This window comes from Pseudomonas flavescens, from assembly GCF_013408425.1.
Taxonomy (GTDB): Bacteria; Pseudomonadota; Gammaproteobacteria; order Pseudomonadales; family Pseudomonadaceae; genus Aquipseudomonas; species Aquipseudomonas fulva_A.
Window position 1 is genome coordinate 5,310,347 of the sequence record NZ_JACBYV010000001.1, and the last position, 12,747, is coordinate 5,323,093.

Annotated in this window: 11 protein-coding genes; 2 read left to right on the plus strand and 9 right to left on the minus strand. The window is 57.8% G+C overall.

The genetic code is table 11. From position 1 onward, the window contains the following. Positions 1-53: 53 nt before the first annotated feature. Positions 54-2,243 (minus strand): OsmC domain/YcaO domain-containing protein, encoded by a 2,190-nt coding sequence (locus FHR27_RS23755; RefSeq protein WP_179539724.1) that lies wholly within the window; start codon positions 2,241-2,243, stop codon positions 54-56. Positions 2,244-2,422: 179 nt separating this feature from the next. Between FHR27_RS23755 and FHR27_RS23760 the strand changes: the two genes are divergently transcribed. Both FHR27_RS23760 and FHR27_RS23765 read left to right on the plus strand, forming a co-directional pair. Further along, complete coding sequence (locus FHR27_RS23760) at positions 2,423-2,668, plus strand: type II toxin-antitoxin system CcdA family antitoxin (protein WP_042552292.1); 246 nt, start codon at positions 2,423-2,425, stop codon at positions 2,666-2,668. Beyond that, complete coding sequence (locus tag FHR27_RS23765; RefSeq protein WP_179539725.1) at positions 2,668-2,985, plus strand: CcdB family protein; 318 nt, start codon at positions 2,668-2,670, stop codon at positions 2,983-2,985. The genes FHR27_RS23760 and FHR27_RS23765 overlap by 1 nt, the downstream gene beginning before the upstream one ends. 167 nt (positions 2,986-3,152) lie before the next feature. On the opposite strand, the gene FHR27_RS23770 is transcribed toward FHR27_RS23765, so the two are convergent. From FHR27_RS23770 to mscK, 8 genes are all read right to left on the minus strand, one after another. Further along, entirely contained in the window at positions 3,153-3,617 is a 465-nt protein-coding gene (locus FHR27_RS23770; RefSeq protein ID WP_179539726.1) for a hypothetical protein, read from the minus strand. A 296-nt stretch (positions 3,618-3,913) separates the two neighbouring features. Further along, positions 3,914-4,378 (minus strand): hypothetical protein, encoded by a 465-nt coding sequence (locus FHR27_RS23775; RefSeq protein ID WP_179539727.1) that lies wholly within the window; start codon positions 4,376-4,378, stop codon positions 3,914-3,916. Positions 4,379-4,454: 76 nt separating this feature from the next. Further along, a complete protein-coding gene (locus FHR27_RS23780; RefSeq protein WP_179539728.1) occupies positions 4,455-4,742 on the minus strand; it encodes a barstar family protein in 288 nt (95 codons plus the stop codon). An 863-nt stretch (positions 4,743-5,605) separates the two neighbouring features. Next, positions 5,606-5,995 carry a hypothetical protein gene (locus FHR27_RS23790; protein WP_179539730.1) on the minus strand — a complete coding sequence of 130 codons (390 nt, stop codon included), beginning with the start codon at positions 5,993-5,995 and terminating at the stop codon, positions 5,606-5,608. A gap of 72 nt (positions 5,996-6,067) precedes the next feature. Further along, entirely contained in the window at positions 6,068-6,424 is a 357-nt protein-coding gene (locus FHR27_RS23795) for a hypothetical protein (RefSeq protein ID WP_179539731.1), read from the minus strand. An 891-nt stretch (positions 6,425-7,315) separates the two neighbouring features. After that, the gene (locus FHR27_RS23800) at positions 7,316-7,825 is read right to left on the minus strand and encodes a CbrC family protein (RefSeq protein ID WP_179539732.1); all 510 of its coding nucleotides are present in this window, start codon (positions 7,823-7,825) and stop codon (positions 7,316-7,318) included. 10 nt (positions 7,826-7,835) lie between these two features. Then, a complete protein-coding gene (gene selO / locus FHR27_RS23805; protein WP_179539733.1) occupies positions 7,836-9,299 on the minus strand; it encodes a protein adenylyltransferase SelO in 1,464 nt (487 codons plus the stop codon). After that, on the minus strand, positions 9,296-12,634 hold the full coding sequence (mscK, locus tag FHR27_RS23810; RefSeq protein WP_042552337.1) for a mechanosensitive channel MscK: 3,339 nt from the start codon (positions 12,632-12,634) through the stop codon (positions 9,296-9,298). Before mscK ends, selO begins: the two co-directional genes overlap by 4 nt. Between the last annotated feature and the right edge of the window lie 113 nt (positions 12,635-12,747).

Here is a 12,747-nt window from a genome sequence, read left to right on the forward strand (position 1 = left end):
CCACGCTCCTGCAGCGATGGCGTTTTACCGTTTTTTGGCCGCTGTCAGCTGGCTCAAGCCACTGCGTTGGCGCGTGCCGCATGCAGCTTCTTGTAGCTGTCGATCAGGCGCAGATGCCGGTCGAGGCCTTCGAGCGTCATGCTGGTCGGCGTCAGGCCATGGAAGCGCACGCTGCCGGCCACCGAGCCGATTGCCGCGTCCATGCGCTCGCCACCGAACATGCGCCGCAGGTTTCGTTCGAAGTTGCTCAGCTCGAGGTCGTCCTCCAACTGGATCTCCAGCACCGCGTTTACCGCCTGATAGAACAGCCCGCGCTCGACCGTGTTGTCGTTGTACTGCAGGAAGGCCTCGACCAGCTCCTTGGCATCGTCGTATTTCTTCAGCGCCAGGTGGATCATCAGCTTCAGCTCGAGAATGGTCAGCTGGCCCCACACCGTGTTGTCGTCGAATTCGATGCCGATCAATGTGCTGATATCGGTGTAGTCGTCGACCTCGGTGTTGTTCAGGTTGCGCAGCAGCGACTTGAGTTCGCGGTCGCTCAGGGCATGCAGGTTGAGGATGTCCTTGCGGAACAGCAGCGCCTTGTTGGTGTTGTCCCAGATCAGGTCTTCGACCGGATAGATCTCCGAGTAACCCGGCACCAGGATGCGGCAGGCGTTGGCGCCGAGGTCATCGTAGGTCGCTACGTATACCTCCTTGCCGAGGTCTTCGAGGATGCCGAACAGGGTGGCGGCCTCCTGCTCGTTGGAGTCGGCGCCTTGCCCGGAGAAATCCCATTCGACGAATTCGAAGTCGGCCTTGGCGCCGAAGAAGCGCCAGGACACCACGCCGCTGGAGTCGATGAAGTGTTCGACGAAGTTGTTCGGCTCGGTCAGCGCCAGGCTGTCGAACGTTGGCTGCGGCAGGTCGTTGAGGCCCTCGAAACTGCGGCCTTGCAGCAGTTCGGTGAGGCTGCGTTCCACCGCCACCTCAAGGCTGGGGTGCGCGCCGAAGGAGGCGAACACGCCGCCGGTACGCGGGTTCATCAGGGTGACGCACATCACCGGAAATTCACCGCCCAGGGACGCATCCTTGACCAGCACCGGGAAGCCTTGCTCTTCCAGGCCCTGGATGCCGGCGACGATGCCCGGGTATTTGGCCAGTACGTCCTGCGGCACGTCCGGCAGGCACAGCTCACCTTCGAGAATCTCGCGTTTCACCGCCCGCTCGAAAATCTCCGACAAGCACTGCACCTGCGCTTCGGCCAGCGTGTTGCCGGCGCTCATGCCGTTGGAGAGGTACAGGTTCTCGATCAGGTTGGACGGGAAATACACCGTCTCGCCATCGCTCTGGCGCACGAAGGGCAGCGAGCAGATGCCGCGCAGCGTGTTGCCCGAGTTGGTGTCGTACAGGTGCGAGCCGCGCAGCTCGCCATCCGGGTTGTAGATCGCCAGGCAATGCGCGTCGAGGATATCTTCGGGCAACGCATCTTTCGGGCCCGGCTTGAACCAGCGCTCGTTGGGGTAATGGACGAACTCTGCATTGGCGATGTCCTCGCCCCAGAACTGGTCGTTATAGAAGAAGTTGCAGTTCAGCCGCTCGATGAACTCGCCCAGCGCCGAGGCCAGGGCGCTTTCCTTGGTCGAGCCCTTGCCGTTGGTGAAGCACATCGGCGACTGCGCGTCGCGAATATGCAGCGACCAGACGTTGGGCACGATGTTGCGCCAGGAGGCGATCTCGATCTTCATCCCCAGGTCGGCGAGGATGCCCGACATGTTGGCAATGGTCTGCTCGAGCGGCAGATCCTTGCCCGCAATGTAGGTGGTGGTATCTGACACCGGCATCAACAGCGCCTGGGCATCGGCGTCGAGGTTGTCGACTTCCTCGATGATGAATTCGGGGCCCTGCTGCACCACCTTCTTCACCGTACAGCGATCGATGGAACGCAGGATGCCCAAGCGATCCTTCTCCGAGATATCGGCGGGCAACTCGACCTGAATCTTGAAAATCTGCGCGTAGCGGTTTTCCGGGTCGACGATGTTGTTCTGCGACAGGCGAATGTTCTCGGTGGGAATGTCCCGCGTCTGGCAGTACAGCTTGACGAAGTAGGCCGCGCACAAGGCCGACGAAGCCAGGAAATAGTCGAACGGCCCCGGTGCCGAGCCATCGCCCTTGTAGCGGATGGGCTGATCGGCGATCACCGTGAAGTCATCGAATTTGGCTTCGAGGCGAAGGTTGTCGAGAAAGTTGACCTTGATTTCCATGGAGCGGCACCGGCAAGCAAAACGAATGGCCGGCATTATCCGGGTTTTCGCCAGGAAGTCTTGTGCGTGGCCGGGTTGGCGGCTGAGTGGTGGCTTGTTGGCTGAATGCGTCGGAAAGCCGCTTTACCAAGATCTTTTATGCGCATAAATTGTGCGCATTACTTGGCGAGGAAATTCTCATGCTGTCTTCGTACGATCTGAACGCTCCGAAACGAGCCGCCAACCTTCGTGTCAACGAGGATCTGCTCAACAAGGCCAAGGCTCTCGACATCAACCTCTCTGCCACCCTGGAGAAGGCATTGGCCCAGGCGCTAAAGGAAAAGCAGCGTGAGCAATGGTTGGCAGACAACCGACAGGCCATCACTGCATACAATGAGCATGTCGAGTCCAATGGCGTGTTCAGTGACGAATTGCGGAGCTTCTGATGCCGCAGTTTGCCGTTTACGAAAACACCAATCCTGCCACCAAGGCCGCCGTGCCCTTGCTGCTCAATGTACAGAGCGACCTGCTCGCGGAGCTCGGTACGCGGGTTGTCGTGCCGCTGTATACAGCCCGCGCCATGCAGGGAAAAATGCTGAGAACCCTCACCCCGCGGTTTGAAATCGAGGGTGAGCACTACGTGATGATGACGCCGCAAATGGCCGGTATTGCCAAAAAACAGCTGGGTGCCAAGATTGCGGATTTAGCGGCGCAGCGTGATGAAATCATCGCGGCGCTTGATCTGCTCATTACCGGTATTTGAGCAACCTTGTCCGAGGTGTAGGGCGTATTAGCCGCAGGCGTAATTCGACAAAACGGTTCGCGGTAAACGACGGATTACGCCTTTGGCTAGGCTACGCGCCCCGATCCATCTACGAGTTATTTTCCGTCTTACCACGTTCGGACACTCGTACCTGCTGGACGATGGAGCTAGAACTCACCCTGCTTGAGTACCACCGGCTCGATCAACGGCGCCTGCCACAGCTGCACAAGGTAGTGATCCTCTCCATCGAGGCCATCTTCGGAGAGCGTGTCGAAACCGGAAATTGACAGCCGCACCCTATAGTTCCCTGCCGCCAGAGCGAAGCGCGCTGCATCCGGGAAATAGTCCGTGCAACCGGCGATCACCAGCGTGCCACTGCGAACCACGAGCGAGGCCTCGGCAATATGATCGAAACTCGCCGGTTCGACGGTTGGTTCCGCGTCGAGGAATTCGAGCGTCACCGAAACCTCCATATTGCGCAGCGTGCCGACGCCCACCACACCATCGGCTACCGCGAGCATCCGTTCGACGGCTTCAGTGCCCCAAGACTGGGAGAGATCACCCTCGGCCACTTCATCCTGCAGATAGAACTGGTGGTAGTCGGCGAAGAGTTTGAGGGCGTGTGAGGGCATAAGGGCTCCTGATGGGGCTTTATTGGGCGGTTAATAATCAGTAGGGCCAGAGTGATTGATTCTTGGATACGCAATCAAAGGCTATGATCCTATCAATTGGCTTCAGTCAGTCCCAGTGAGCGAAGCGAACGATTTTAGCCAGTTTTTATACTTTATTGATTAACCATGCCAGTCCGCTTTGTGGTAGCGCCCATGAACCATAGCCGAACTTTAGATAGCCGGGCTGTTTTGTAATTTGACTTGCCACGTCCTCCAAAGTGAGCGGAGCGAGCGACTTGAACCAGTTGTTAGGCGGTTCACAGCGAGCCAGCCATTATCTGCTTAAATTTACTCAGGCAGTCTTCAAATTCGTTACGGTCAAAGGTCGATAAAGGAGGCTTGGTGGATCTTTGCCATTTTGTCGAAATACCTACTTCCAGACCACTGGATGCGCTAAAACCCCAGCGAAGCCATTGAACGGTGTCTTTAATTATTAGCTGTTCAACCACTAGGACGATGCAGTCAAAGTCCATGTCATCACTACACACTAATATTGGAACAACGGTCGAGGACTCATCCTCACTTGGTGTTATACGTGACCAAGCTAGCTTGTCTTCTTCTTCGTCTAGTAGCCAGATTTGAGCCAGCCCCAAAGAATTGGCATCTGGATAATTGAAAGTCTCGGCACACCACTTCTCGATGGGGGTTCCGTTTATTGCTATCCACGCGCAAGGGGAATTAGCAAAGCCCGCCTGATGTTTTAATGCGCTGATGTGATCCATTCCAGAGCCTAACGATTAAGCTAAGGGGCGGCGGCAGGCCGTCCCAGCGAACGAAATGAGCGATTTGAGCGCCTTGTTAGGCATAAACCACTTCGCTTGCGAGCTGCGGATATTCACCCTGCATTTCAGTAAGGCATTCTTTTAGTAGCACAGCCTCACGAGGTAGGCGTTGAGAGAACTGCGACCAGCCAAAGAACCTAACTGTGTAGGGCATTTCAACCAAGCCAGTTATGGCGTCCCAGAAAGCGTCCCAGTTAGCACCATACCAGCCCGGAAAATTCAGCGACTCCATCAGCAACGAGTGCAGTTCTTCTGCGCTAGTGATAGCTCGGAGATCAATCTCTACTAGCTGTACGCGGGACATATGTTTTTGCCTAACGTTTGGCTAAGGGGCGAGCTTTAGCCCGTCCCAGTGAGCGAAGCGAACGGTTTGAACCAATTGTTATGCATTTGCACACGGTTTATGCCTTTGTTTTTGTGATGTAAATGATTGTGCAAATAGCTGCTGCTAGGAACAAATAAGGCTCTATTAATGACGAGAGATTTAGGACTTGCTGGTTGAATTCTGTTGGGTTACACCGACCATTAGGGCATTGCATTGGGATGAACGCAATTATTGAGAATTTTGTGAGTTTTGCAATGGCGCAGAGCGTGAGAAAGACGAATGATAACAAGGCAATGGCTGAGCGCTGCCTTATTGAAAATATTAACGATGCAATGCTAAACAAAGAGAATCCAGCTGCAAGGATTAACAGCTCAGGTGCAAGCATCGTCATTGTGGTGGTGTATTCATTCATATGCATAACGTTTGGTTAAGGGGCGGGCTTTAGCCCGTCCCAGTGAGCGTAGCGAGCGGTTTGAACCACTAGTTAGGTTGCTCGCGACACAACCCGCCCAGTACCCTTGGTGCCGCCCTCCCAGACAGTGAACTCGGCACCTACGGCAAAGTATGACAAGGCCTGTTCAGGAAGCAAGAGTTGCACAACCGCATAGAAGGTTTCGCCTGGTGCAGGCTGCCCCTCAAAGGTGAGGCGAGCAGACCAGTGCTCCTTATTGATGCTAAGTACCGTGCGCCACTCGCCCGAGACTAACGGCCACTGTCTGCCGCCAACGTCGGCGGGAAGTAAATATATATCAGCGAAGAACACAGGCTGCATTATGACCTAACGTTTGGTTAAGGGGCGGGCTTTAGCCCGCCCCAGCGAGCGAAGCGAACGATTTGAACCACTAGTTAGGCTCATGGCTCGCCGGATTTTCTAGATACTTTAGAGCCTCGATAATAAGAGGTATTGTGTAATTCAACCACGGGATAATAGTCGTGGCGTCTTTTGGGCGCTGGTATTCACCAGCATCAAAAGCCAAGTAAATTTTTAATGAAAATCCAGAAAGAGGTTCGCGAGATAGTGTAGATAGCCGGTTCATAGCTAAATCACCCTCGGCATATGAAAGCTCCCCCATAACAAACTCTCTGGCAACGAGATGCGAATAGGCGTGGCAGAACTCAGCTTCGGGAAGCCCGGACTTAGCTAGGGCAAGCTCTGCTGATCTAGCCCATTGTTCATCGCTTATTTGAGTTTCATCGCGTTTGGTTATGAGGTGAAGCAAGTCTTTTTCCATGAGCCTAACGTTTGGTTAAGGAGCGGGCTTTAGCCCGTCCCAGTGAGCGAAGCGAACGACTTGAACCAGTTGTTAGAAGGTACATATGGAAAGCCCTTTTTTGCCCTCAAATATTTTTTCGAGCGAACGCTGAAGGTTCTCATGCTCTTGCTCATTCGCAGTGAATTCAATAACGTATTCTTCATGCCCATCAAGCAGCTTGGCAAGAGCGAAATTAATAATTGCCTTTAAATGATTGCGATGGAGTTGAAGAGTAAGGTCATCAGTTTTGTGATTTACTTGGTCGACAACCATTACTTCTATCTCATCTGAATTTGGTGCGCGCGTAAGGGAAAAACAATAATTTTGCACGCTATCAAAACAGTACATTAATGCCATGTCGTAATCAGCGTCATATGGCGATGCACTGATTGCTGCCCTGAGTTTCATGCTGACGCCTTCTAACGTTTGGTTAAGGGGCGGCGGAACGCCGTCCCGAGCGAGCGACTTGAACAATTTGTTAGCCGAGCTCTCATGTTTCGCTAGAAATAACATGGATGATTAATTCAAGCGAGTTGTCTGCCAGTAATGGTGGATCGTCTCGGCTTGAGTGAGTAAGGGAAAACAGAGCGCCCGGTTGTGTGTCAGATGGCATTGAGAAGTAGGTGTATAGGTGGTTTTTTACGGACTCTGAGTAAGTTATGTAAATCTCCGATTCTTTAATTTCTATGGTGGCGAGCTTGCCATGACACTTGGTGTGCAGCGTGGAAAACAAGCAGGTTGAGCTGCAAAGATCAAAGGATGCTGACGCGCCGTGCCTGCCTTTATGAATTGATCTAGCGACTGTATTGAGCTCAGCTGTCTTGCCGTAAAGGTGCAGTTCCTTGCTTTTTAACTCCGCAAACATGATTGCTCTCTGGCTGTGGATCTTAAGGTCTTTGGCGGCTAACAGTGATTAGATGGAGTTCTTCATTAATGCGTTATGGCGGAATTCCACATAACGTCCCTGCTTCATTAGCGATGCAGGCTGAATTTCCATAAAAAACAATAACGTGACACGTGGATATGCAGTGCCCCGCGTATTCGCGCGACTTGTGTTCTGTGCAGTATTTCTGCCCGGTTGTGCAGGCTGCGAAATTGGTGCGGTGGGGCGAAGTGCACTGCAAGTTCCTTTTGGCAATGATTTACGCGTGCAGGCATCCGCCAGCAGAGGGTTTTGACGATAAGAGGTTGCCCGACAAACGGCAAGTGCTTGCCGAGCGATATGCTGCACGTTGCGTTGCGGGACGGTGCAGGCATGCTGGCGGATTACGACTTCGACTAATACGCCCTACGTAGTTGTCAGTTGGCGTCCCAAGTGCAGTGCTTGGTGCCGTTGCTGGTGAACAGGTAGACAGTCACGTCGCCGCCCTGGCGGTGATGTGTCAGGCGCTTCGCCGGGAGAATTTCCCAGAGCCAGTCCAGGTCGGAGCCTGGGTAGCGGTCGCCGAAGGATGCGATGAATTCGGCCTTGTCGATGAAGTCTTCCCGGGAAGCGAAGCGCTCGAAGACGCAGAAACGGCCTTCGATCCGTAGCCAGACACGGTCTTGCCAGGTCGGTAGTGCCGGTGTGGCGTAGACGATGATGTCTATCTCTTCCTGCGAACCTTCCATGGCGTCATTGGTTTCGATCCCCAGTGCCTTGAGTTTGCCGGAAGCCAGGCAGGTGTCGCAGATGCAGTCGATCGTCTCGCGGCCGTAGAAGCCTCCGGCCGAGAACCACAGCCCAGGCGTACTGCACAGCGAGCAGGGCGCAGCCTCGGCGAGGCGATAGGCGAAGTTGTCGGGGTCTCTAAAGTAGGGAAAGAGCATTGGCGCGGCCTCACGACGAACAGCTGATTTCCAGATGCTTGCCCCAATCCGGCGGGCGCTGTGCGTAGCGTTCTTTGCCAGCTTGCTCCTCGAAGGGGCGGCTTAGTACTTCGTGCAGTTCTCGCACAGGTGCGTAGTCGCCCGCTTCGGCGGCGGCGATGGCTTCCTGGGCGAGGTAGTTGCGTAGCACGTAGAGCGGGTTGACGGCGTGCATGCGCGCCTGGCGAGCGGCCTGATCGCTGCCTTCGCGTTTGCTGCGGGCCAGGTAGTCGGCGCCCCAGGCGTCGAAGCCCTGGAGGTCGACGAAGTCGTTGCGCACCACTTGCAGTGCATCGGCTGGCGCCTGCTCGCCGAGGTGGCGGAAGAACAGGTGATAGTCCGTGGATTTGCCCGCTTGCATGAGTGTCAGCAGACGCTGGATCAGTTCTTCGTCGCCGTCCTCGGCCGTGGTGAAGCCCAGGCGCTTGCGCATCAGGTCGTTGTAGTGGGCCTGGTACAGCGGCAGGAACAGGTCGAGGATCGATCGCAACGCATCGACTTCCACCAACGGCGTCAGTGCCTGGGCCAGCGCCGAGAGGTTCCAGTGGGCGGTGGGCACCTGATTGCTGAAGCTGTAGCGGCCAGTGTCGTCGGAGTGGTTGCAGATGTGCTGGGCATCGAAATCGTCGAGGAAGGCGTAGGGGCCGAAGTCGAAGGTGATGCCGAGAATCGACATGTTGTCGGTGTTCATCACGCCATGGCAGAAACCATAAGCCTGCCAGCGGGCGATCAGCTCGGCGTTGCGCTCCAGCACGGTACGCAGCAGCGCTTCGTAGGGCTGCGGTTGCTCCAGGCACTGCGGGTAATGGCAGGCCAGCACGTGGTCGGCGAGTTGCCTGAGCTGGTCGTGCTGGCGGGTGTAATAGAAATACTCGAAGCTGCCAAAGCGAATATGGCTCTGCGCCAGGCGCACCAGCATGGCCGCGGTTTCCTGCTTCTCGCGCCACACCGGCGTGCTCGAACCGGTGACGCACAGCGCACGCGAGCTGGGGATGCCGAGTGCATGCAGGGCTTCGCTGGCGAGGAATTCGCGGATCGAGCTGCGCAGCACGGCGCGGCCGTCGCCCATGCGCGAGTAGGGCGTCAGGCCGGCACCCTTGAGGTGCAGATCCCAGTGCTCGCCCGCGTGGTTGAGTACTTCGCCCAGCAGCAGGCCGCGGCCATCGCCGAGGCGCGGGCTGTAGCCGCCGAACTGGTGGCCGGAGTAGACCATGGCCCGCGGCTCGGCGTCGCTCCACAGCTGGTTGCCGGAGAACAGTTCGGCGAACACCTCGCGCTGCGCTTCCTGCGGGTCGAGGTCGAGCAGCGCCATGGCGCTTTCGCTGACCACCACCAGGCGTGGCTCGGCGATGGGCTCGGGCAGCACATGGGTGGAAAAGGCGTCACCCAGCCCGGCGAAACGGTTTTCGAAGGTCAGGGTGTCGAGGGTTTTCACGGTTTGGCCTCGCCATTCTTCTCGACGCTCGCCAACTGTTCGTCGTCGAGCTTGAGGGTGTCATGGGGCGCAGCGGCGCGGCTGAGCACGATATCCATCTTCGGTGTGCCGGAGAGGTTGATGTTGTTGCTGGCGAAGAGTTGGTCGATGCGCCGGTTGAGCTCGTCGGTGGCGGCGCCACGGTCGCCCAGTTCCTTGACGTAGAACTTCAGCTCGTGGGTCAGGCCGCCCGGTGCATAGACGCTCAACTGAGCGGTCGGCGCCGGATCGCGCATAACCCGCGAGTTTTCCTGGGCAGCCTGCAGCAGCAGGGTGCGCACCTTTTCCAGATCGTCGCCGCGGTTGACCACGAAGGTCAGCACGATGCGCGTCACCGTGTCGGTCAGCGTCCAGTTGATCAACTGGCTGGTGACGAAGGTCTTGTTCGGCACGATCACTTCCTTGCGATCGCTGTCGATGATGTGCGTGGCGCGGATATGGATACGTTTCACCGTGCCGGTCACACCGCCGATGGTCACCAGGTCGCCGATACGCACCGGGCGCTCGAACAGGATGATCAGGCCGGAAATGAAGTTGGCGAAGATCTCCTGCATGCCGAAACCGATCCCCACCGACAGCGCAGCGACCAGCCATTGCAGCTTGTTCCAGCTCACCCCCAGCGTCGACAGGGTGACCACGATGCCTGTACCGAAAATCACGTAGGACAGCAGCGTGGTGGTGGCATAGGCGCTGCCCTGGGCGAGGCGCAGACGCGACAGCACCAGCACTTCCAGCAAGCCAGGCAGGTTGCGCCCCAGGGCCATGGTGATGGCGGCGATGATCAGTGCATACAGGACGTCGAGCAGACTGATCGGGATCAACGAGGCGGCGCTGCCAACCACGGTGCTGCTGTTGTATTCGTAGAGGGTGATGTTGTCGAGGTAGGCGAACACCGAGATCAGATCGGCCCAGACCCAGTACATCGCCGCGATGAAGGTGCCGAGCAGGGTCAGGCGGATCAGTCGCATGGACTGCTGGTTGACCTGCTCGATGTCCAGAGTCGGTGCCTCCAGCTGGATTTCCGTGCCTTCGCTGTCCTCGGTGGTCTGTGCTTCACGCTTGGCCGTGGCGCGCTGGTAGGCCAGGCGTCTGGCGGCGACGGACAGGCCGCGAACGAATACCGCCTCAACGATCAGCCAGATGAGCAGCAGGTACAGCGTGTCGATCAGCCGGTCGCTGAGCTTCAGGGCGGTGTAGTAGTAGCCGAAGCACACCGCCAGGAACAGGCCCAGCGGCAGCATGCTGAACAGCACGCCGATGAACATGCGGAAGGACGAGGCGTTCTCCCGGGCCGGGCCGCGCAACAGCAGTTTTTGCAGCAGCCAGATCATCAGGCCATAGCAGGTCAGCACCACGGCGATGCCGATGACGTCATCGGACAGGCTCGAGGGCTGGTGTTCGGCCACGGTGACCACCGCCACCAGCGCCATGACCACCACGCCCAGCCAGCGGATCTGCCGGTGCAGGTAGGCGACGTGGGAGCGCGCCCAGTGGAAGTGCAGCTCGGCTACGCCACCCGGGGTGAAAATGCGGTACACGGTGTAGAACACCAGCCACGCCTGGGCCATGCCCAGGAACGCCGAACCGAGGTTGACGTTGAGCCCGCGGGCATCCATCTGCAGGGCGAAGCCGCACAGCGCCAGGAACAGTGTGCCGGGCAACGCCAGTAGCACGTTGAGGAAAATCGCCACTGGCGTATGCAACTGGCTGTCACGCCTGAAGTGACCGATGTCCTTGTGCAGATCGGTGAGTTTCTGGCTCAGGTAGCGGCGCTTGTACAGCAGCAGGCCCATCACCAGCAGCAGCGGCAGGAACAGCAGCGGCCGTTCGATCAGGCCGGCACCGAGCTGGCTCAGGTTGTCGAGCCAGGGCAGGTCGGCGATCTGCCGTTGCAATTGGGTGGGGACGTTCTTGAACCAGTCGAGGTTGAGCGGGTTGTTGCTGGGGATCCAGAACATCTGCTCGTCGAGGGTGGCGCGCAGCGACGTAGCGGTATCCTGCAGTTGTTTCTGGTTGAGCTGCAGGGTGATCGACTCGTTGAGCAGTGCATTGAGTTCGCGGTTCAGGCGGTCATGCAGTACGCGGCGGGTATCGATCAGATCCAGCAGGGAGGCGCGCAGCTCCGGTGTCACGCTTTCCGGCGGCTGGGTCGCCAGCTGTTTGTCTACATAAGCACCGGGATTGGAAATCTGCTCGCGTTGCTGGTTGAGTTCGAACTGATAGAGACGGATATCGGCGATTTCGTCGGCCAATCCGGAGTCGAGCTTGAGTTTGGGCAGCGCCTGTTTCTGTTTGTAGAGAATCTTCGACAGCAGCAGGCTGCCCTGCAGCACGCTGATCTGCTCGTCGAGGGCCTGATCGGTCTGGTTCAGGGTGTCGAGCTGTTGCTGGGTGCGCAGGTTGAGCTGGGTCAGCTCGTTGAGCCGGTCGGTGCCACGCAGCAGGTAGTCGGAGAGTTTCACGTTGAGCGCGCTTTCCCGCGACAGCAGGGTGTCGGAGCCGCCCACCTTCTGGGCCTCCATGGACTGCTCGGCAACGGTGCGTTCGGACTGGTCGCGACGCTTTTCGTTGATCAGCGTCTGCAGATCCTGCAGTTCGACGTCGAGGCGCTTGATCTGCTCGTCGAGGAGGTCGCGTTGAGCGCTGCCCAGATCCTGCAGCACACTGTTGCCGGCCATTTCCTGACGACGCAATTGGGTCTGTGCGGCAAGCTGAGCCAGTTCGGCCTTGAGCTGATTGCTGCGCTCGCTGGTCAGCGGCTTGCCGTCCTCGCGACCATTCTTCAGCAGGGTGTTGATCTGCTGGGTACGCGTCTGGTTGCTGCTGATCTCCGCCTGAGCCCGCTCCGGGCGTGTCTGGGCGGTGATGATCAGGGTATTGGCATCGTTGATCTGCTTCTGCCAGTCACTCAACTGTGCGCTGCGCTGGCTGAGGATCTGCTCCAGCTGGGCTACGCTGCTGGCAGCGTAGCGCTGGGCCACGGGCACCACTTTGGTTGCCTTGAGCTTTTCCAGTTCACGGTGAGCGTCCTGGGTCTGGCGGGGCGCTTGCGCCAGTTGCTTGTCCAGGGCGACCAGCTTCTGCTGGCTTTCCGTCTGGGCATTGAGCGACGCCAGGGTCTTTTCCAGCGTCTGGCGCACCAGCGACTGTTCCGGCTCCACCAATTTGCGGTCGGCGAGGGTATCCAGACTGCGCTGCACGTCGGCGCTGGTGGGGTTGGCATCGGCCCAGACGGGCGATTGGGCCAGGCACAGGCCCAGCAGGGAAACGGCAAGGAAACGACGGAATGAGAGCATGGCCATGATCGCGGGGGTGGAGTCCTGCTGAGTCTACAGACTGGTGGAGAGTCCCGCGCGGCGATCTGTCAGAACCGGTTCACGATCTGCTGCGCGCCGGCCCTGTCGTGTTC